At 60.2% G+C, this 19,921-nt stretch carries 18 protein-coding genes; 14 read left to right on the top strand and 4 right to left on the bottom strand.

All coding sequences use genetic code 11. From position 1 onward, the window contains the following. Positions 1-5 precede the first annotated feature (5 nt). Positions 6-2,390 carry a 7TM diverse intracellular signaling domain-containing protein gene (locus ACYZT0_RS29480; RefSeq protein WP_462044103.1) on the bottom strand — a complete coding sequence of 795 codons (2,385 nt, stop codon included), beginning with the start codon at positions 2,388-2,390 and terminating at the stop codon, positions 6-8. A 303-nt stretch (positions 2,391-2,693) separates the two neighbouring features. Here ACYZT0_RS29480 and ACYZT0_RS29475 point away from each other — a divergent pair, with 303 nt between their 5' ends. The 4 genes from ACYZT0_RS29475 to ACYZT0_RS29460 all read left to right on the top strand — a co-directional run bounded on the left by ACYZT0_RS29475 (position 2,694) and on the right by ACYZT0_RS29460 (position 6,228). Then, positions 2,694-3,491 carry a hydroxymethylpyrimidine/phosphomethylpyrimidine kinase gene (locus ACYZT0_RS29475; RefSeq protein ID WP_462044102.1) on the top strand — a complete coding sequence of 266 codons (798 nt, stop codon included), beginning with the start codon at positions 2,694-2,696 and terminating at the stop codon, positions 3,489-3,491. A 34-nt stretch (positions 3,492-3,525) separates the two neighbouring features. Further along, positions 3,526-4,149, top strand: a complete 624-nt coding sequence (thiE, locus tag ACYZT0_RS29470) for a thiamine phosphate synthase (RefSeq protein ID WP_462044101.1) — start codon at positions 3,526-3,528, stop codon at positions 4,147-4,149. A 17-nt stretch (positions 4,150-4,166) separates the two neighbouring features. After that, positions 4,167-5,450 (top strand): glutamate-1-semialdehyde 2,1-aminomutase, encoded by a 1,284-nt coding sequence (gene hemL / locus ACYZT0_RS29465; protein WP_462044100.1) that lies wholly within the window; start codon positions 4,167-4,169, stop codon positions 5,448-5,450. Positions 5,451-5,673: 223 nt separating this feature from the next. Beyond that, a complete protein-coding gene (locus ACYZT0_RS29460) occupies positions 5,674-6,228 on the top strand; it encodes a tetratricopeptide repeat protein (protein WP_449645734.1) in 555 nt (184 codons plus the stop codon). Positions 6,229-6,340: 112 nt separating this feature from the next. On the opposite strand, the gene ACYZT0_RS29455 is transcribed toward ACYZT0_RS29460, so the two are convergent. Next, the gene (locus ACYZT0_RS29455) at positions 6,341-6,670 is read right to left on the bottom strand and encodes a DUF1820 family protein (RefSeq protein ID WP_007894425.1); all 330 of its coding nucleotides are present in this window, start codon (positions 6,668-6,670) and stop codon (positions 6,341-6,343) included. A gap of 135 nt (positions 6,671-6,805) precedes the next feature. Between ACYZT0_RS29455 and miaB the strand changes: the two genes are divergently transcribed. From miaB to lnt, 5 genes are all read left to right on the top strand, one after another. Next, the gene (gene miaB / locus ACYZT0_RS29450) at positions 6,806-8,131 is read left to right on the top strand and encodes a tRNA (N6-isopentenyl adenosine(37)-C2)-methylthiotransferase MiaB (protein ID WP_462044099.1); all 1,326 of its coding nucleotides are present in this window, start codon (positions 6,806-6,808) and stop codon (positions 8,129-8,131) included. Between the two features lie 187 nt (positions 8,132-8,318). Next, on the top strand, positions 8,319-9,323 hold the full coding sequence (locus ACYZT0_RS29445) for a PhoH family protein (protein WP_462044098.1): 1,005 nt from the start codon (positions 8,319-8,321) through the stop codon (positions 9,321-9,323). After that, a complete protein-coding gene (gene ybeY / locus ACYZT0_RS29440; RefSeq protein ID WP_462044097.1) occupies positions 9,316-9,810 on the top strand; it encodes an rRNA maturation RNase YbeY in 495 nt (164 codons plus the stop codon). The genes ACYZT0_RS29445 and ybeY overlap by 8 nt, the downstream gene beginning before the upstream one ends. A 5-nt stretch (positions 9,811-9,815) precedes the next feature. Next, positions 9,816-10,655, top strand: a complete 840-nt coding sequence (locus tag ACYZT0_RS29435) for an HlyC/CorC family transporter (RefSeq protein WP_008152854.1) — start codon at positions 9,816-9,818, stop codon at positions 10,653-10,655. A gap of 8 nt (positions 10,656-10,663) precedes the next feature. Beyond that, complete coding sequence (gene lnt, locus ACYZT0_RS29430; RefSeq protein WP_462044096.1) at positions 10,664-12,187, top strand: apolipoprotein N-acyltransferase; 1,524 nt, start codon at positions 10,664-10,666, stop codon at positions 12,185-12,187. Positions 12,188-12,314: 127 nt separating this feature from the next. Here the strand turns inward: lnt and ACYZT0_RS29425 are convergent, their stop codons facing one another. Continuing rightward, positions 12,315-13,076 carry a YdcF family protein gene (locus ACYZT0_RS29425; protein ID WP_462044095.1) on the bottom strand — a complete coding sequence of 254 codons (762 nt, stop codon included), beginning with the start codon at positions 13,074-13,076 and terminating at the stop codon, positions 12,315-12,317. A 107-nt stretch (positions 13,077-13,183) separates the two neighbouring features. After that, positions 13,184-13,504 carry a hypothetical protein gene (locus ACYZT0_RS29420; protein ID WP_449645728.1) on the bottom strand — a complete coding sequence of 107 codons (321 nt, stop codon included), beginning with the start codon at positions 13,502-13,504 and terminating at the stop codon, positions 13,184-13,186. 279 nt (positions 13,505-13,783) lie between these two features. On the opposite strand from ACYZT0_RS29420, the gene leuS reads away from it, so the two are divergent. The 5 genes from leuS (at position 13,784) to ACYZT0_RS29395 (ending at position 19,898) form a co-directional block, all read left to right on the top strand. Continuing rightward, on the top strand, positions 13,784-16,390 hold the full coding sequence (gene leuS / locus ACYZT0_RS29415; protein ID WP_462044094.1) for a leucine--tRNA ligase: 2,607 nt from the start codon (positions 13,784-13,786) through the stop codon (positions 16,388-16,390). 88 nt (positions 16,391-16,478) lie between these two features. Further along, positions 16,479-17,084, top strand: coding sequence for an LPS-assembly lipoprotein LptE (locus ACYZT0_RS29410; RefSeq protein ID WP_462044093.1), 606 nt, complete (start codon positions 16,479-16,481; stop codon positions 17,082-17,084). A gap of 39 nt (positions 17,085-17,123) precedes the next feature. Continuing rightward, on the top strand, positions 17,124-18,161 hold the full coding sequence (gene holA, locus ACYZT0_RS29405; RefSeq protein WP_462044092.1) for a DNA polymerase III subunit delta: 1,038 nt from the start codon (positions 17,124-17,126) through the stop codon (positions 18,159-18,161). 187 nt (positions 18,162-18,348) lie between these two features. Continuing rightward, on the top strand, positions 18,349-18,513 hold the full coding sequence (gene arfA / locus ACYZT0_RS29400; RefSeq protein WP_056744572.1) for an alternative ribosome rescue factor ArfA: 165 nt from the start codon (positions 18,349-18,351) through the stop codon (positions 18,511-18,513). A gap of 62 nt (positions 18,514-18,575) precedes the next feature. Beyond that, complete coding sequence (locus ACYZT0_RS29395; protein ID WP_462044091.1) at positions 18,576-19,898, top strand: lytic murein transglycosylase; 1,323 nt, start codon at positions 18,576-18,578, stop codon at positions 19,896-19,898. Positions 19,899-19,921 lie beyond the last annotated feature (23 nt).

Raw genomic sequence — 19,921 nt, 5'->3', positions numbered from 1 at the left:
TCTGCCTAACTGTCGGCGCTTTCGCCTTGCTTTGGACACAGCACGCGACGATAGAGCGCTGCTTGCAGGTCTTCAAACTTCACTGGTTTGTTCAGGTAATCGATCAAGGCACCGGTCGGGTAGCGTTCCCGATCAATGCTCAAGGCAATCACGAATACCGGTAATTCGGTGCAGCCCGGCAACGCGCGGATCTGGCGACAGAGGGACGCGCCGTCCAAAGGTGTTAGCTGGCAATCGAGCAATACCGCATCAAAGGTTTCGCGTTGCAACTGATCGAGCGCGGTAGCCCCATTGCCGGCGGTGCGCACCCGGAACCCCAGCTTGAGCAACATCCCGCGCATCACCAACTGATTGATGCTGTTGTCATCGACCAGCAGCACCGTGCAGTCCTGAGGCAATCGCAGGCGAGGAAATTCCCGGGGCATCATGGGCGCTGACGGCCGTTCCACCACGGGCAGTTCAAACTCGACGTCGAGCTGGAAGCGGCTGCCCCGGCCAGGCTCGGAGCGGTGAGTCAGGCGCCCGCCGAGCAATTCCACCAGTTGCCGACAGATCGCCAGGCCGACGCCCAGACCGCCGTATTCTCGGGTCATCGAGCCGTCGAGCTGGAAGAACCGCTGATAAAGGGTCGCCTCCCCCAGATCGGTGAAGCCGATGCCGGTGTCGATCACCGCAAACGACAGTGCCAGTCGGTTGGGCTCCACGGGTTTACCCGTCACCCGCAGCGCTAACCCACCAATTCGAGTGAACTTGATCGCGTTATCCAGCAGGCATTCCAGGCATTGCGCCAACTTGGCGCTGTCGCCGTGCAAGCGATCCGGCAGCCCCGCCGTCACGTCGACTTTGAAGTCCAGCGACTTGCTCAGGGCGTTGCCCTCAAACTGCAGGCGCAAAGCCTCAACCACGCCACGCAAACTGAAGGTGGCCGGATAGGTCTTGAGTTTGCCGGCCTGCAACTCGGTCAGGGTCAGGATGCCGTTGACCATGCGCATCATGTCTCGCGCCGAACCTGCGGCCGTTTGCTGGTATTGCTCCAACTCCGAGCCCATCTCGACGGTCTGCATCAGTTCCAGCGAACCGATCACGCCATTCATGGGCGTGCGCAGTTCGTGGGTCAGGGTGGCGAGGAATTCGTCCTTGAGCTTGTTACTGTGAGCCAGTTGTTGGTTCAGCACTTCAAGCTTTTGACCGGCATCGAACAGGGTCTGCGCCTGTTGCTCGCGCATGGCATTGATGCGATCGGCCAGCGCCAGGGACAGCAGCGCCACTTCAATCGCCGAGCCGATCTGGCTGGAATACATGGTCAGGAACACGTTCGGCAGGTAACCCAGCACCATCAGGGTGTTGACGATGCCGCCGAGCAGGAAGGCCGACCAGGCGATGATGAAATACCGTGCCACGCGCAGGCCACGCAGCCAGGCGAAAATCCCTGCGGCAAAAATCACTATGGTGAAGGTCAGTGCCAGCGCTGTCGCCAGACGCAAAGCCAAGGCGTAACTGGCCATCAATGACAACCCGACCACCACCGCGCTGAACGCAATCAATGCCAACAGCAAGCGGTCGAGCCAACGGCTGTACGTTGTGATCTGCAAGAAACTACGGGCGAACTGGCTGCCGAAGAGCCCCGAGCAACCGATGAAAAACGGCGTGGCGGCGTTGGCCCACCACGGGTTGTCTGGCCAGAAATATTCCACGGCTGCGCCGTTTACCGACAGCTGATACAGGCCGAACGAGGCGATGTAGAAGATGTAATAGAGGTAACTGGTATCGCGCACGCTGAGGTAGATGAACAGGTTGTAGACCAGCATGCCCAACAACACGCCGTAGATCAGGCCCAACACATAGAGTCGGACCGGTTGTTCTTCGAGGAAAGCAGTGCTCGACCACAACGTGACCGGCGCCTGGATCGACCCTTCGCTTTGCAGGCGCAAGTACACCGTTTGCGCCTGGTTTGGGGTGAAGTTCAGATCGAACAGGTAGTTGTTCTGGCGGATCTCGCGAGTGGCGAACGGCAAGGCATCACCGGTCTGTCGGGCCAACTGATAGCCACCGGCAGCATCGGGCAGGTACAGATCAAGGTGATCAAGGGGCGGATAGGCCAGTTCCAGCAACCAGAGGCGTTGCACCGCGGGATTGGTCGGGCGGTAATGCAGGTCGATTTTCAACCAGAACGCTGAACGCGAGTAACCGGCATTGAGGGTGGCTTTGTCGTGGGGTTTGAAGTTTCCGGCCGCGGCTTGCGCACGGACATCGGCGATGGTCGCCTGACCGCCCGCGTCTTCGAACACTTGCAGGGTTCGACCCAGGGGAAGGCTTTGAGTGAATTCATCGAACTCGACGGCACTCGCCATGAGGGGCAAGCACAACAGCAACATCAGCAAATAGCGCATTTAAGCCCCAGCGTGGCCTGTCCGGTTATCTCAGGAAGCCCCTCATTCCTTTTGAGTAGACGTAAAACCGGTATTACCTGTTATTGGTTTGGATCCACTCTAGCATAGCCATTGATGGCCATTGAGCACTATTAAAATTTTTCCTAAAAAGGCTCTAGCACGGGCGTTCCAGCGCAATGCGTTGAGATAGAGCTGTTTACCCGGTCAGCGAGTGACAATGGCCTGAGGGCGCACGCCTTTTCTCGTTCCACGACTTATTGGTCGACACCCGAAAAAAGATGTTTGGTGGTAAGCTCGCGCACCATGAATATCTACAGCTCTCGCCCCGTTGTCCTCTGTCTCTCCGGCCACGACCCAAGTGGTGGCGCCGGCTTGCAGGCAGATATCGAAGCCCTGCTCGCTCAGGGCTGTCATGCGGCCCCGGCCGTCACCGCCCTGACCGTGCAAGACACGGTCAACGTCACTGACTTCCGCGTCCTCGACCGTGAGTGGGTGTTGGCCCAAGCCAACGCCGTGCTCAACGACTCGACGGTAGCAGCGGTCAAACTGGGCATGCTCGGTTCCCTGGAAATGGTCGACACCGTGGTCGAACTGCTGTCGGCCCACCCGCATTTGCCGGTGGTCTGCGACCCGGTGCTGCGCGCTGGCGGCGGCGGACGCCTGGGCAAGGACGAAGTCGGCTACGCCATGCGCGAACGCCTGCTGCCCCTGTCAATCATCGCCACCCCTAATCTTCCCGAAGCCCGCATCCTCGCCGAACTGCCCGAAGGCACCGCGGACGAGTGCGCTGAAAAACTCCTGCCATTCGTCAAACACCTGCTGATCACTGGCGGCCATGGCGATGAACACGAAATCCACAATCGCCTGTACAGCCGCGACGGTCGCCGCGAAACCTTCACCTGCCAACGCCTGCCCGGCAGTTATCACGGTTCCGGTTGCACGTTGGCCAGCGCCCTGGCGGGTCGTCTGGCCCTGGGTGAAAACCTCGCCAGCGCCGTACAGTCGGCCCTTAACTACACTTGGCGTACCCTGCGTGACGCGGAGCAGCTTGGCAAAGGCCAGTTCGTGCCGCGCCGCCTGCCGCTGGACTTCTGCTCGTAACTTTTCATTTTTGTAATGCGGTGAGGCTTGTCCGATGAAACTACGTGGCCTGTACGCCATTACCGACAGCCAGCTGCTGGCCGGTAAATTTCTTTCGTACGTGGAGGCGGCGCTGGAAGGCGGCGTCACCCTGCTGCAATACCGCGACAAAAGCAGCGATGAGGCCCGCCGACTGCGCGAGGCCGAAACGCTGCGCGATCTGTGCGAGCGCTACAAGACCCAGCTGATCATTAACGACGATGCCGAACTGGCCGCGCGCCTGAACGTCGGCGTGCACCTGGGCCAGACCGATGGCCCGCTGACTCCGGCCCGCGCGCTGCTTGGTCGCCAGGCGATCATCGGTTCGACCTGCCACGCGCAATTCGAACTCGCCGAGCAAGCCGCCAAAGAAGGCGCCAGCTATGTCGCCTTCGGTCGTTTTTTCAACTCCAACACCAAACCCGGCGCACCGACTTGCAGTCTGGAACTGCTCGACCAGGCCCGCAGCAAACTGCACCTGCCGATCTGCGCGATCGGCGGTATCACTCTGGATAACGCCGCCCCGCTTGTGGCCCACGGGGTCGATCTGCTCGCGGTAGTCCATGGCCTGTTTGGCGCCGAGAGCACTGCCGAAGTGACGCGCCGCGCCCGCGCCTTTAACGAATTGTTCAAATCCTGATTTTTGAGAGCCCGATCATGTCTCGTTCCGAAACGCTGTTTGCCAATGCCCAGAAACACATTCCCGGTGGCGTGAACTCGCCTGTTCGCGCGTTCAAAAGCGTCGGCGGCACGCCGTTATTCTTCAAACACGCTGAAGGCGCCTACGTCACTGACGAAGACGACAAGCGTTATGTGGATTACGTCGGTTCCTGGGGGCCGATGATTCTCGGTCACAGTCATCCGGACGTGCTGGACGCCGTGCGCAAACAGCTTGAGCACGGATTGTCCTACGGTGCACCGACCGAGATGGAAACCCAGATGGCTGATCTGGTCTGCTCGATCGTGCCGTCAATGGAAATGGTGCGCATGGTCAGCTCCGGCACCGAAGCGACCATGAGCGCGATTCGTCTGGCTCGAGGTTTCACCGGCCGCGACAGCATCATCAAGTTCGAAGGCTGCTACCACGGTCACTCCGACAGCCTGCTGGTCAAGGCCGGTTCCGGCGCCCTGACCCAAGGCGTGCCGAGCTCGGCCGGTGTGCCGGCGGCCTTCGCCAAACACACCCTGACCCTGCCGTTCAACGACATCGATGCCGTAGACACCCTGCTCGCCGAAGTCGGCCAGGAAGTGGCGTGCATCATCGTCGAGCCAGTAGCCGGCAACATGAACTGCGTACCGCCGACACCAGGTTTCCTCGAAGGCCTGCGGACCCTGTGCGACAAGCATGGCGTGGTGCTGATTTTCGATGAAGTGATGACTGGTTTCCGTGTCGCCCTCGGCGGCGCACAAGCCCACTACGGCGTGACGCCTGACCTGACCACCTTCGGCAAGATCATCGGTGGCGGCATGCCGGTTGGCTGCTTCGGCGGCAAGCGCGAAATCATGTCGCACATCGCGCCGTTGGGCCCGGTTTACCAGGCGGGCACCTTGTCGGGTAACCCGCTGGCCATGGCTGCCGGTCTGACGACCCTGCGACTGATCAGCCGCCCGGGTTTCCATTCCGAGCTGAGCGATTACACCAGCCGCCTGCTCGATGGCCTGCAACAGCGCGCCGATGCGGCGGGCATACCGTTCGTGACCACACAGGCCGGTGGCATGTTCGGCCTGTACTTCAGCGGCGCCGACGACATCGTCACTTTCGATGACGTGATGGCCAGCGATGCCGCCCTCTTCGGGCGCTTCTTCCACCTGATGCTCGAAGGCGGCGTGTACCTGGCGCCGAGCGCATTCGAAGCGGGCTTCACCTCGATCGCCCATGGCGAAACCGAGCTGAAACTGACGCTGGATGCCGCCGAGCGTGCATTTGCCGCATTGAAATAACGTTGTGCCGCTGACGTTGGCGATTGCCAGCGTCAGCTTTCACCCACCTTTACGCCCTTATTCCTACGCTTGTGCTCAATATCCCCAGAAAGTGGGCGATATATTCCCCGCGCAGCAGAAAAACGAGTAAAGACTTTGTAAGGTTGGCCCTGCTTATTTCATAATGCGCGCTTATTGGATCCCTCGATGGGTCCGCGCGCCCTTCAGAGGTAAGTCGATTCCCATGAACCGCACCGGCCGCGCCCTTGCATTGGGCTGCCTGTTGCTCCTTCAGCCCCTGCTCGCGCTCGCACAAGCAGGCGGCAACTCGTTGTTAATCCCAGCGATGGGTCGTTGCACCCTCAATACTCAGCCGCAAGACCTGGCGCAGGCTCTCGCTGCCTGCCAGAAAGCGTCGGATGAAGGGGATGCGCAAGCGCAATACGAGCTGGGTGAGTTCTACTACGACGGCAAAAACACGCCGCGCGACCTCAAAAAAGCCCTGGGCTACTTCGAAAAGGCCTCGTTGCAAGGCCACGCTCAGGCGCAGTTCAAACTCGGCACCATGTTCTTCCACGGCGAAGGCGTTCCAGCCAATAACATCCAGGCCTATATCGTGCTGAAAATGGCTGCAGTCAATGGCGCTGAAGATGCGTTGGACACCGCCGACGAAGTCGCCGAAAAAATGCCCCGCGAAGAGCTTGAGGTGGCTACCCAGGTGCTGGGGCAAATCTTCCGCAAGTACCTGATGGAATTGCAAAGCGCCGATGGGCGTACGCCGTTCTCGCCCCTTCCCTGATTTCTGCGTCGAACTTTCTGGCCCCTTCTCGGGCAAGCCTCGCTCCTACAAGGGCAGCGCCAGTCCTGTAGGAGCGAGGCTTGCCCGCGAAGGGGCGACTCGGTCCTGAGGCTTACTTCTCAGGCATCGGCATCGGAAACGGCATGACATTGCCGACCGCACCGCGGGCTTCGCTGATTTTCGGCGTGCCGAGGCGCTCGACCTCGTCGATCCGCACGATCGAATGCATCGGCACAAAACTGCGCACAACGCCTTCGAACTGAGCCTTGAGCTTCTCTTCGCTCGGATCGACGACCACTTGCGTGCGCTCGCCAAAGACGAACTCTTCCACTTCCAGGAAGCCCCACAGATCACTTTGATAGATCTGCTTGGCATACATTTCGTACACCTGGCCCTGGTTGAGGAAAATCACCTTGTAGATTGGAGCTTCACGTTTGGTCATGGCAGGCGAGCAACACATCGGGAGATAAAAATGAGGGCGCGAACTATAGCATAGCCACCGGACGCACAGCGGTAGGAACCTTGGGACATGTTCCCTATAATGCGCGGTTCTTTGAATCACGTGATGACTCTTTCCATGGCCAAGAAGCTTTACATCGAAACCCACGGTTGCCAGATGAACGAGTACGACAGCTCGCGCATGGTCGATCTGCTGGGTGAACATCAGGCCCTGGAAGTCACCGCTCGCGCTGAAGATGCCGACGTGATCCTGCTCAATACCTGTTCGATCCGCGAACGCGCCCAGGACCGTGTGTACTCCCAACTCGGCCGCTGGCGCGAATTGAAACTGGCAAACCCGGACATGGTCATCGCCGTTGGTGGTTGCGTCGCCAGTCAGGAAGGCGCGGCCATCCGCGACCGTGCTCCGTATGTCGACGTCGTGTTCGGCCCGCAGACCCTGCACCGCCTGCCCGAAATGATCGACGCCGCGCGCGCCACCAAACTGCCGCAAGTCGACGTCTCGTTCCCGGAAATCGAAAAATTCGACCACTTGCCGGAGCCGCGCATCGATGGCCCAAGCGCCTATGTGTCGATAATGGAAGGCTGCAGCAAGTACTGCACCTTCTGCGTGGTGCCTTACACACGTGGTGAAGAAGTCAGCCGACCATTCGATGACGTGATCGCCGAGATTATCCACCTGGCTGAAAACGGCGTGCGCGAAGTGACCCTGCTGGGGCAGAACGTCAATGGCTATCGCGGGACCACTCATGATGGTCGTTTGGCTGACCTGGCCGAACTGATCCGGGTGGTGGCCGCCGTCGATGGCATCGACCGCATCCGTTACACCACCTCACACCCGCTGGAATTCTCCGACAGCCTGATCCAGGCCCACGCCGAGGTGCCGGAACTGGTCAAACACCTGCACTTGCCGGTGCAGTCGGGCTCGGACCGAATCCTGGCGGCGATGAAACGCAACCACACCGCGCTGGAATACAAATCCAAACTGCGCAAGCTGCGTGCCGCCGTGCCGGGAATCTGCATCAGTTCGGACTTCATCGTCGGCTTCCCAGGCGAAACCGAAAAAGATTTCGAACAAACCATGAAACTGATCGAAGACGTCGGTTTCGACTTCTCCTACTCGTTCGTCTATAGCCAGCGCCCGGGCACTCCGGCTGCCGATCTGGCCGACGAAACGCCGGAAGAGCTGAAGAAAGAACGCTTGAATGCGCTGCAACATCGCCTGAACCAGCAAGGTTTCGAGATCAGCCGACAAATGGTCGGCTCGATCCAGCGGATCCTGGTGACCGATTATTCGAAAAAAGACCCCGGCGAACTGCAAGGTCGGACCGAGAATAACCGCATCGTCAACTTCCGCTGCGACAATCCCACGCTGATTGGCCAGTTTGCCGACGTGCACATCGACGCCGCCCAGCCGCATTCGCTGCGCGGCTCGCTGTTGTAGGAGCGATGCTTGCTCGCGAAGGCCGCGCCGCTATCTGTCTGACGGATCGCGTTATCGTTCTTCGCGAGCAAGCTTCGCTCCTACAAGGACGGTGTTTGGCCTTGCGATATTTAAGAGCTTTCGCACCTAGGCCACTGGCGTTATCCTTGATTTCATCTTAATTGCCCCAGGGCGGCTAAATACGACCTTGAACGCACCCATAGAACCACATCGTTTTATCCTCGAGCCTTTTGAAGCTCGCCGCTTCGCCAATCTGTGCGGGCAATTCGACGAGCATCTGCGCTTGATCGAACAGCGCCTGACCATCGAGATCCGCAACCGCGGAAACCAGTTCGAACTGATCGGTGAACCCAAACACACCACCTCCGCGGAAAACCTCCTGCGCCGCCTGTACCGGGAAACCAAGGGTACTGAGCTGTCGCCGGACATCGTTCACCTGTTCCTGCAGGAATCGGCCGTCGAAGAGATGGACAACGTCTCCCCCGCCGAACCCTCCATCGCCCTGCGCACCAAAAAAGGCATGATTCGCCCTCGCGGCTTGAATCAGTTGCGCTACGTGAAGGAAATCCTCGGCAACGACATCAACTTCGGCATCGGCCCGGCCGGTACCGGCAAGACCTATCTGGCCGTTGCCTGTGCGGTAAACGCGCTGGAACGCGAGCAGATTCGCCGCATCCTGCTGGTGCGTCCGGCGGTTGAAGCGGGCGAAAAGCTCGGTTTCCTGCCCGGCGACCTGTCGCAGAAGATCGACCCCTACCTGCGCCCGCTCTACGACGCACTTTACGAAATGCTCGGCTTCGAACACGTCGCCAAGTTGATCGAGCGTCAGGTAATCGAAGTTGCGCCGCTGGCCTACATGCGCGGTCGCACCTTGAACAACAGTTTCATCATCCTCGACGAAAGCCAGAACACCACCGTCGAGCAAATGAAGATGTTCCTGACCCGGATCGGCTTCGGCTCCACGGCGGTCATCACCGGTGACATCACCCAGGTCGACCTGCCGAAAGGCACCAAGTCCGGGCTGCACCATGTGATCGAAGTGCTGAAAGACGTGCCGGGCATCAGCTTCACCCATTTCAAGTCAAAAGACGTTGTGCGCCACCCACTGGTGCAGCGCATCGTCGAAGCCTACGAGCGCTTCGAAAATCGTGTGGCAGACGACACGCCAAAGGATAGCCGCCGCGATGCTTGAGCTTGATCTGCAACTGGCTACCGAAGCGCCTGCCCCAAGCGAAGCCGAGTTCCGCCAATGGTGCGAACTGGCACTACGCCAGCGCACAGCCGACTCCGAAATGACCATTCGCCTGGTCGACGAAGAAGAAGGTCGCCAGCTGAATGACGCATGGCGGCAAAAGGATTACGCCACTAACGTTCTTTCGTTCCCCGCCGATGTCCCCGATGAATTTCTGGATATCCCGCTGCTGGGCGATCTGGTGATCTGCGTGGCGGTGGTCGAGCGCGAAGCTGCCGAACAAGGCAAGGCACTCAAGGCCCATTGGGCGCATCTGGTCATTCACGGCTGCTTGCATCTGCTGGGTTACGACCATATAGATGACGACGAAGCCGAAGAAATGGAAGCACTGGAACGAACGTTGCTTGCAGAGTTGGGCTATCCCGACCCTTATGCAGACGACGAAACAGACGCATCCCCTATCGTTATAACAAAGGATTCAGAGTAATCGCTATGAGCGAAGATCGATCGAGCAACGGGCAAAAGTCATGGTTGGGTAAGCTCACCCAAGCTTTTGCCCACGAGCCGAAGAACCGCCAGGAGCTGCTGGAGCTGCTGCGCGACGCACACCAAAACAAGTTGCTGGACAGCGAAGCGTTGGCCATCGTCGAAGGCGCCATCCAGGTCGCTGACCTGCAAGTACGGGACATCATGGTCCCGCGCTCGCAGATGATCAGCATCAAGGCGACCCAGACACCCCGTGAGTTTTTGCCCGCCGTGGTCGACTCGGCCCACTCCCGCTACCCGGTGATCGGCGAAAGCCACGATGACGTCATGGGCGTGTTGCTGGCCAAGGACTTGCTGCCGTTGATCCTCAAGGAGAACGGCGACAGCTTCAACATCAAGGACCTGCTGCGCCCGGCCACTTTCGTGCCCGAGTCCAAGCGTCTGAATGTGCTACTGCGCGAGTTCCGCGCCAACCACAACCACATGGCCATCGTCATTGACGAATACGGCGGCGTGGCGGGCCTGGTGACCATCGAAGACGTGCTGGAACAAATCGTCGGCGATATCGAAGACGAGCATGACGTCGAAGAAGACAGCTACATCAAGCCGCTGCCCAGCGGTGACTTCCTGATCAAGGCCCTGACGCCGATCGAGAACTTCAACGAGTTCTTCGACAGCCAATTCTCCGACGACGAATTCGACACCGTCGGCGGTCTGGTGATGAGCGCGTTCGGACACCTGCCAAAACGCAACGAAATCACTGAAATCGGCCCTTATCGCTTCCGCATCCTGAACGCCGACAGCCGTCGGATTCACTTGCTTCGCTTGACGCCCATTGCCCGTTAAGGATTGACATGCTCCGCGTAACCCGTCCCGGCTGGCCCGGTAATCTGCTGGCCGTGGCGGCCGGTGCTATCACCACCCTGGCCCTGGCGCCGTTCGATATCTGGCCATTGGCGCTGCTGGCGGTCGGTTTCTTCTATGCCGGCTTACGTGAACTAAACCCCCGCCAGGCGCTTGGCCGTGGCTGGTGCTTCGGTTTCGGTCTGTTTGGCGCCGGTACCAGCTGGATCTACTACAGCATTCACCACTTCGGCGGCGCTTCAGTGCTGCTGGCCGGTTTCCTGATGTTGATCTTCACGGCGGCGATTGCCTGGTTCTTCGCCCTGCCCGCCTGGATCTGGGCGCGCTGGCTGCGCCGTAACGAAGCACCGCTGGCCGACGCTCTTGCGTTCGCAGCGTTGTGGGTCGGCCAGGAAGCCTTTCGTGGCTGGTTCCTGACCGGTTTCCCCTGGCTGTATTCAGGGTACAGTCAGCTCAACGGCCCTCTGGCCGGGCTCGCGCCAGTTGGTGGGATGTGGCTGATTTCCTTCAGCCTGGCCCTGACGGCCGCGCTGATCTATAACGCTTTGCGCCTGGTCCGCACGGGCCGCAAAGGTTTCATCGCCGCAGGCGTGTTGCTGCTGGTCGGCCCTTGGGTGGCCGGCGTGGCGCTCAAGGAGCATGCCTGGACCAGCCCGGCGGGCGCACCGCTGACTGTCGCGGCAATTCAGGGCAACATCGAACAGAGCATGAAGTGGGACCCGGCGCAGCTCAACGCGCAGCTGGCGTTGTACCGCGACATGAGCTTCAGCTCGAAACGGGTCGACTTGCTGATCTGGCCGGAAACAGCCATCCCGGTGCTCAAGGAGTCCGCCGAGGGCTACCTGAACATGATGGGAAATTTCGCTGCAGAGCGTAAGTCCGCACTGATCACCGGCGTACCGATCCGCCAGGAAGTCCATCACGAGAAGCGCTTCTTCAACGGTATCACCGTGGCGGGTGAAGGCGATGGCACTTACCTCAAGCAGAAACTGGTGCCGTTTGGCGAATACGTTCCGTTGCAGGAAGTGTTGCGGGGGCTGATCGCTTTCTTCGACCTGCCGATGTCGGACTTTGCCCGTGGCCCTGCCGATCAGCCGATGCTGCAAGCCAAGGGCTATCAGATTGCGCCGTTCATCTGCTACGAAGTGGTTTACCCGGAATTCGCCGCCAGCCTCGCGGCGCGTAGCGATTTGCTGCTGACCATCAGCAATGACACCTGGTTCGGCACCTCAATTGGCCCGCTGCAACACTTGCAGATGGCGCAGATGCGCGCGCTTGAGGCCGGTCGCTGGATGATCCGCGCCACCAACAACGGCGTGACCGGTTTGATCAACCCGTTCGGCCAGATCACCGTGCAGATCCCGCAGTTCGAACGCGGCATTCTGTACGGTGAAGTGGTGCCCATGCACAACCTGACGCCCTATCTGCAATGGCGTTCGTGGCCGCTGATCATTGTTTGTGTGCTGTTGTTTGGCTGGGCGCTGATCGCAAGTCGGATGGCAAAAACTGTCTGAGACTGGCGGGATTTGATCGTTCCCACGCTCTGCGTGGGAATGCCGCCAGGGACGCTCCGCGTTCCGCTTGCGAGGTGACGCGGAGCGTCACGGGATGCATTCCCACGCAGAGCGTAGGAACGATCAACTATCGATAGAAAAGTGAATACCCTATCTGCCCCATCGCCTCATTCATCAACTGCCCGCTCTGCCAGATCGCCTTGAATTCCGGCATCCAGCCGCCCAGTGGCCGGGCGTGGTCCACGCCTAAAAACCCCACCGGCGCTGGCACCACTTCAAATCCTGCCTTTTTGAAACTCCAGACCGCTCTCGGCATGTGCCAGGCCTGAGTCACGACGACCACGCGCTTGATTCCTTGCGGCAACAACACCTCGGCGCTGAACTGCGCGTTCTCCCAAGTGGTGCGGCTGCGCCCTTCCTGCCAACGCACGGTCACGCCGAAATCATCTTGCAACGAGTCGGCCATCAACCTGGCTTCAGTCGGCGGCGTGCCGTAATGCAGGCCGCCACTGGTCAGGACCGGTAGGCCCGATGCCTTGGCCAGCCGCGCCGTATAACGCTCGCGCTGCAGCGCCACACCCGTCGGCTGGTCGCCACCCCAGGCCAGATCGCCACGTTCACGCCCCGCACCCAGCACCACAATCGCGTCAGCGTGCTGAGCCAATGTCGCCCATTCGTCGCGCGCCAACGGCGCTTCTCGCTCCAGCGCCTTGGCGCCCCACTGCACCACCACCGGCAGACTCATCAGCCAGAAGCCGCCCACGCCCAGCGCAAAGCACAATCCGGCAAGGCGCGGTCTTGAGCGACGCAACCACCAGGCAAGCACCAACAGCAGCAAAAGAATGCCAGGAGGCAACAGAAGTTGTTTAACGAAATATCGAAAAGGCATCGAGCATCTCCAAAAGATGCCCGAAGCCTAAGTGGGTTGACGCAATGCGACAACAAATGCGGAAGGACTATGCTTCAAAAAACTATACGTCATGGCTTCAAGTACCCTTACTTGAATTGCAGAGACCGGACCTTTACCGCGTCCCTGCCGGGTGTTTTGTCCTTGAGCCAGATGATCTTGGCCGAACGTGGTGCGTCGAGTTGCTTCACTGCTTCAGACAAGCATCCGTGTGTCTCACGTTCACTGCGATCGAGATACGCCTTGACCAGTGCAAACTCTGCGGGGCTCAAGCCACGCAATTCCAGCTCCAGCGGACGCTCATCGCGTAACCGGTCAGCGGTTTTTGCCGCGTCCAGGGCCATTCCGAGACGATCGATCAATCTTTCGTACAGCTCCGGTTTTGTAACTTTTTGCCGTGACTCAACCATCCCTCACCTCATTGAAGATAAGACTCACTCCCCATTTAGAGCTTAGCTTCCATGAACAAACCGGCTGAGCGCTGCGACCAACGGCCCTCGCAGCGGGTTTGGGGAGGCCTGCAGCAGTAATCAGGGTTTCCCTCGGTAGAGCGCGGTCATGTATGCTACGGCGCTTCCTGTAACTCCACTTCCAGCTCGCCTGGACACCGAAACGCCGATTTGGCGTGATCACCGTCCGGCGTTGCATTGAAGAGGATTAGGCCACCCCTATTCAGTTCAAAAGTAGCCATGCACGAACAATATCAGCCCCGTGAAATCGAAGCCGCCGCCCAGTCGTTCTGGGACGAGCAAAAGTCCTTTGAAGTCAGTGAACAGCCAGGCAAGGAGACCTTCTACTGCCTGTCGATGTTCCCTTACCCCAGCGGCAAGCTACACATGGGGCACGTGCGCAACTACACCATCGGCGACGTGATCTCCCGCTACCAGCGCATGCAAGGCAAAAACGTCCTGCAACCCATGGGTTGGGACGCCTTCGGCATGCCGGCGGAAAACGCCGCGATGAAGAACAACGTAGCGCCCGCCAAGTGGACCTACGAAAACATCGCCTACATGAAAACCCAGCTACGCAGCCTGGGCCTGGCGGTGGACTGGTCCCGCGAAGTCACCACCTGCAAACCTGATTACTACCGCTGGGAACAATGGCTGTTCACTCGCCTGTTCGAAAAAGGTGTGATCTACCGTAAAAACGGCACCGTGAACTGGGACCCGGTCGATCAGACCGTTCTGGCCAACGAACAGGTGATCGACGGTCGCGGCTGGCGCTCCGGCGCGCTGATCGAAAAACGCGAAATTCCGATGTACTACTTCAAGATCACCGCTTACGCGGATGAGCTGCTGGAAAGCCTCGACGAACTGACTGGCTGGCCTGAACAGGTCAAGACCATGCAGCGCAACTGGATCGGCAAGTCCCGTGGCATGGAAGTGCAGTTCCCGTACAACGTCGATTCCATCGGCGAAGCCGGCGTACTGAAAGTCTTCACGACCCGCCCGGACACCCTGATGGGCGCGACCTACGTCGCGGTAGCCGCCGAACACCATTTGGCGACCCTGGCCGCGCAGAACAACCCTGAGCTGCAAGCGTTCATCGCTGAATGCAAGGGCGGCAGCGTCGCCGAAGCCGACGTCGCCACTCAAGAGAAAAAAGGCCTGCCGACCTCGCTGTTCGTCGAGCACCCGCTGACCGGTGAGAAACTCCCGGTGTGGGTCGCCAACTATGTGCTGATGCACTACGGCGATGGCGCGGTAATGGCCGTCCCGGCGCACGACGAACGTGATTTCGAGTTCGCCACCCAGTACAACCTGCCGATCAAATCGGTAGTGCGTACCAGCTCCGGCGGCACTAACCCGTCGCCATGGCAGGACGCCTACGGCGAGCACGGCACGCTGATCAATTCCGGCGAGTTCGACGGCCTCGACTTTGAAGGCGCCTTCGACGCCATCGAAGTCGCGCTGATCAAGAAGAACCTTGGCGCCTCGCGCACTCAGTTCCGCCTGCGCGACTGGGGCATCAGCCGCCAGCGCTACTGGGGCTGCCCGATCCCGATCATCCACTGCGACACCTGCGGTGATGTGCCGGTCCCGGAAGATCAACTGCCCGTCGTACTGCCCGAAGACGTCGTACCGGACGGCGCCGGTTCGCCGCTGGCGCGCATGCCTGAGTTCTACGAGTGCACCTGCCCAAAATGCGGTCAGCCTGCCAAGCGTGAAACCGACACCATGGACACCTTCGTCGAGTCCTCGTGGTACTACGCCCGTTACGCCTCGCCGCACTATGAAGGCGGCCTGGTGGAAAAAGCCGCGGCCGACCACTGGTTGCCGGTGGATCAGTACATCGGCGGTATCGAACACGCCATTCTCCATCTGCTTTACGCGCGCTTCTTCCACAAGCTGATGCGCGACGAAGGCCTGGTGAGCTCCAACGAGCCGTTCAAGAACCTGCTGACCCAGGGCATGGTAATCGCCGAGACTTACTATCGTCGCGAAGCCAACGGTGCTTACACCTGGTTCAACCCGGCGGACGTCGAACTCGAGCGCGACAGCAAGGCCAAAGTTGTTAGCGCCAAGCTGATCGCAGACGGCCTGCCGGTCGAAATCGGCGGCACCGAGAAAATGGCCAAGTCCAAGAACAACGGCGTCGACCCACAGTCGATGATTGACCAGTTCGGCGCAGACACCTGCCGCCTGTTCATGATGTTCGCCTCGCCACCTGACATGAGCGCGGAATGGTCCGATTCCGGCGTCGAAGGTTCGCATCGCTTCCTCAAGCGCGTCTGGCGTCTCGCTCAAGCGCACGTCACACAGGGCCTGCCGGGCAAACTGGACGTCGCCAACCTGAACGACGAGCAAAAAGCCATTCGCCGTTCGATCCACCTGGCTATCAAGCAGGCCAGCCACGACGTCGGCCAGAACCACAAATTCAACACCGCCATTGCTCAGGTGATGACGCTGATGAACGTGCTGGAAAAAGCAGCGCAAGGCACCGAACAGGATCGCGCACTGGTTCACGACGGTCTGGAAGCCGTGACTTTGCTGCTGGCTCCGATCACCCCGCACATCAGCCACGAACTGTGGCATCAACTGGGTCACGCCGAACCGGTGATCGATGCAGGTTGGCCGGTACTGGACGAGAGCGCTCTGGTGCAAGACAGTCTGCAACTGGTGATTCAGGTCAACGGTAAGCTGCGCGGCCACATCGAAATGCCGGCCAGCGCCAGCCGCGAAGAAGTCGAAGCCGCTGCACGGGCCAACGAGAACGTACTGCGCTTTGTCGACGGCCTGACTATTCGTAAAGTGATCGTAGTGCCCGGGAAACTGGTCAATATCGTCGCCAGCTAATTGGATCAGGCGCCAGGTCATGCCTGGCGCCGAGTAAAACCTTTCGGGCCGCATGATCGGCCCACCTGGTTTCAAGGGGAGCAACAAGATGATCAAACGCAATTTGCTGGTGATGGGCCTTGCGGTCCTGTTGAGCGCCTGCGGTTTCCAGCTGCGCGGCACCGGCACCAATGAACTGGCGATCAAGGAACTCGACTTGAGTGCCCGTAACGCTTACGGCGAAACCGTGACTCAGCTGCGTCAGGTGCTGGAAAGCAGCGGCGTCAAGGTTTACACCGGTGCCCCCTACAAACTGGTGCTGACCGATGAGCAGGAAAGCCAGCGCATCCTCAGCTATGCGGGTGCCGGCCGCACGGGCGAGTACCAGGTCACTACGGTGCTGAACTACGATATCCGTGGGGGGCACGACCTGCCGCTGCTGAGCGACAAGCTCGAAGTGCAGAAGATCTTCATCCACGACGGCAACAACCTGGTAGGTTCCGACCAGGAAGCCACCACTGCCCGCGTAGAAACCCGTCGTGAACTGGTTCAACGCATGATGCTGCGTCTGCAACAGCTCACTCCGACTCAGCTGGATCAGCTGCAACAGACCGCCGACGCCAAGGCCAAGGCTGAAGCCGCGGCACTGGAAGCGGCGCAGAAAGCTGAAGCGGACACTCCGCGTCAGTCGCCTATCCAACTGCCGCAGCAGTAAGACTTACGGGGCGCTCGGGCGCCCCGTTCGCCCTCTCCTATGAAACTCGCCCCCGCCCAACTCGCTAAACACCTGCAAGGCGCCCTCGCGCCGGTCTACATCATCAGTGGCGATGACCCACTGCTGTGTCAGGAAGCCGCCGACGCCATTCGTGCCGCCGCCCGCCAACAAGGATTCGACGAGCGTCAGGTCTTCGCCGCCGACGCCACTTTCGACTGGGGTACGTTGCTGCAAGCCGGCGCGAGCATGTCGCTGTTCGCCGAAAAGCGTCTGCTGGAACTGCGTCTGCCGTCTGGAAAACCCGGTGACAAAGGTGCCGCCGCGTTCATCGAGTACTGCTCGCGACCGGCCGAAGACACGGTGTTGCTGATCAGCCTGCCCAAGCTTGATGGCAGTGCGCAGAAAACCAAGTGGGGCAAGGCGCTGATCGAAGGTCAGCAGACCCAGTTTGTGCAAATCTGGCCGGTAGAGGCCAACCAGTTGCCGAGCTGGATCCGTCAACGGCTGTCCCAGGCCGGGCTTTCCGCCAGCCAGGACGCCGTCGAATTGATCGCCGCACGGGTCGAGGGCAATCTGCTGGCTGCCGCCCAGGAAATCGAAAAGCTCAAACTGATGGCCGAAGGCGGTCAGATCACCGTCGAAACCGTGCAAGCGGCAGTGGCCGACAGTGCGCGCTTCGACGTCTTCGGCCTGACCGACGCAATTCTCAACGGTGAAGCGGCCCATGCCCTGCGCATGCTCGAAGGGCTACGCGGTGAAGGCGTCGAACCGCCAGTGATTCTCTGGGCGTTGGCTCGGGAGCTGCGTCTGTTAGCCAGCCTTTCGCTGCAATACAGCCAGGGTGTGCCGCTGGACAAAGCCTTCAGCTCTGCCCGACCACCGGTCTGGGACAAACGCAAACCGCTCATGAGCAAAGCCCTGCAACGCTACTCGGCGCAACGCTGGGCGCAGTTATTGCTGGAAGCGCAACGCATCGACGCACAGATCAAAGGCCAGGCCGCCGGTTCACCGTGGATGAGTTTGAGTCGGTTGTCGTTGTTGATGGCCGGCCAGAGATTGTCGTTGCCTGCCGAGTAAGGCTTTCGACCGCGGCGCGGCCATTCGCGGGCAAGCCTCGCTCCTACAAGGGCCACACGATCCCTGTAGGAGCGAGGCTTGCCCGCGAAGGCGTCCGAAAGGTCCTACACAATGTGGGGACTAGACAAAGCCCCAGCTTCGGCCGATGATTTGCAGCGCAAAACCCACTCACTTGCGAGAAATCATCATGAGCAAGAAGCCATCGAAGCATGGCCCCAACAAGGCCAAATCCATCATCGCCCAGCCACTGTTCCGCAGCCGTCAGGAACCCGCCGGCAAGGGCAAAGGCAGCTACCGCCGCGAAGCCTTCCAGTCTAATAGCTGGGAGGCTTCTTACTTTCTGGCGGCCTGAAAGGCAAGCGCCCGCTCAACATGTTAAGGTCTGCACCTGATTCGTACTCCCTGGACCCGTGCATGCCCCTTTGTATTTCCCGTCGTTGGCACCTGCGCCAACTGATAGCTGCCTCCAGCCTCATTTTGCTTGTTGCCTGCGCGGAAAAACCCACCGCAGCCGACGCCAAGCCGCTCCAGACCCTTCCCGTCGCGACAGCCCCTGCGGTCATTCCGCCCGTGGTGCCGACCGGTGAAAACCTCGACATCCAGCCCACCCAGACCTTCGCCGAATGGCAGGCGGGTTTCCGCAAGGATGCGCTGGCCGCCGGCATCCGTGCCGACCTGTTCGATCGCGCCTTCGCCAATGTCAGCCTGGACACCAGCGTCATCCGTGCCGACCGCAGCCAGCCGGAATTTTCCCGCCCGGTCTGGGAATACCTCGACGGCGCCCTTTCGCCGCTGCGGGTACGCAACGGTCAGGCGCTGGTCAGCCAGTACGCCGGCATCCTGCAGAGCATCGAACAGCGCTACGGCGTCGACCGTCAGGCGCTGGTCTCGGTGTGGGGCATGGAAAGTAACTTCGGGCAGTTCCAGGGCAACAAGTCGGTGATCAATTCCCTGGCGACCCTGGCCTATGAAGGCCGGCGTCCCGGATTTGCCCACGCCCAACTGATCGCCGCCCTGCAGATCCTGCAACAAGGCGATATCGATCCTGAGAAAATGCTCGGTTCCTGGGCCGGCGCCATGGGCCAGACCCAATTCATCCCGACCACCTACAACACCCATGCGGTGGACTTCGATGGCGATGGCCGCCGCGACATCTGGGGCAGCCCCGCCGACGCCCTGGCCTCGACGGCGCACTACCTGCAAAGCTCAGGCTGGCAGAAAGGCCAGCCGTGGGGTTTCGAAGTGCAACTGGCGAGTGGCTTCAACTACGTCCTGGCCGATGGCACGACTCGCAAGAGCGTCGCTGAATGGCTGCAACTGGGCGTCACCCTGCCCAATGGCGGCCAGGTTCCGGCTGGCTCCGAACACCTGTCAGCCGCCCTGCTGCTGCCGGCCGGTTACCGTGGCCCGGCGTTCCTGGTCCTCGACAACTTCCGCGCGATCCTCAAGTACAACAACTCGTCGTCCTACGCGTTGGCCGTGAGTCTGTTGTCCGAGCGTTTCAACGGTGCGGGCCTGATCAACGGCACATGGCCTAAAGACGATTTGCCGTTGAGCCGTACCGAGCGAATCGAATTGCAAAGCCTGTTGAGCACCCAGAACTACGACGCGGGCACCGCCGATGGCATCATCGGCGCCAACACGCGCAAAGCGATCCGCAGCGCCCAGCAGTCGTTTGGCTGGCCGGCGGATGGGTATCCGACGCACCAGTTGCTGGAAGGCTTGCGTAACCGCTAAAAAGCTTCGCTGGCAAGTCTCGC

The organism is Pseudomonas sp. ZS1P83 (assembly GCF_054897825.1).
This window is presented reverse-complemented; position numbering and strand designations above follow the sequence as displayed.

Coding starts and splice junctions, on each gene's coding strand:
- ACYZT0_RS29480 (WP_462044103.1), bottom strand. CDS start 2,390: ATGCGCTATTTGCTGATGTTGCTGTTGTGCTTGCCCCTCATGGCGAGT.
- ACYZT0_RS29475 (WP_462044102.1), top strand. CDS start 2,694: ATGAATATCTACAGCTCTCGCCCCGTTGTCCTCTGTCTCTCCGGCCAC.
- thiE (WP_462044101.1), top strand. CDS start 3,526: ATGAAACTACGTGGCCTGTACGCCATTACCGACAGCCAGCTGCTGGCC.
- hemL (WP_462044100.1), top strand. CDS start 4,167: ATGTCTCGTTCCGAAACGCTGTTTGCCAATGCCCAGAAACACATTCCC.
- ACYZT0_RS29460 (WP_449645734.1), top strand. CDS start 5,674: ATGAACCGCACCGGCCGCGCCCTTGCATTGGGCTGCCTGTTGCTCCTT.
- ACYZT0_RS29455 (WP_007894425.1), bottom strand. CDS start 6,670: ATGACCAAACGTGAAGCTCCAATCTACAAGGTGATTTTCCTCAACCAG.
- miaB (WP_462044099.1), top strand. CDS start 6,806: ATGGCCAAGAAGCTTTACATCGAAACCCACGGTTGCCAGATGAACGAG.
- ybeY (WP_462044097.1), top strand. CDS start 9,316: ATGCTTGAGCTTGATCTGCAACTGGCTACCGAAGCGCCTGCCCCAAGC.
- ACYZT0_RS29435 (WP_008152854.1), top strand. CDS start 9,816: ATGAGCGAAGATCGATCGAGCAACGGGCAAAAGTCATGGTTGGGTAAG.
- lnt (WP_462044096.1), top strand. CDS start 10,664: ATGCTCCGCGTAACCCGTCCCGGCTGGCCCGGTAATCTGCTGGCCGTG.
- ACYZT0_RS29425 (WP_462044095.1), bottom strand. CDS start 13,076: ATGCCTTTTCGATATTTCGTTAAACAACTTCTGTTGCCTCCTGGCATT.
- ACYZT0_RS29420 (WP_449645728.1), bottom strand. CDS start 13,504: ATGGTTGAGTCACGGCAAAAAGTTACAAAACCGGAGCTGTACGAAAGA.
- leuS (WP_462044094.1), top strand. CDS start 13,784: ATGCACGAACAATATCAGCCCCGTGAAATCGAAGCCGCCGCCCAGTCG.
- ACYZT0_RS29410 (WP_462044093.1), top strand. CDS start 16,479: ATGATCAAACGCAATTTGCTGGTGATGGGCCTTGCGGTCCTGTTGAGC.
- holA (WP_462044092.1), top strand. CDS start 17,124: ATGAAACTCGCCCCCGCCCAACTCGCTAAACACCTGCAAGGCGCCCTC.
- arfA (WP_056744572.1), top strand. CDS start 18,349: ATGAGCAAGAAGCCATCGAAGCATGGCCCCAACAAGGCCAAATCCATC.
- ACYZT0_RS29395 (WP_462044091.1), top strand. CDS start 18,576: ATGCCCCTTTGTATTTCCCGTCGTTGGCACCTGCGCCAACTGATAGCT.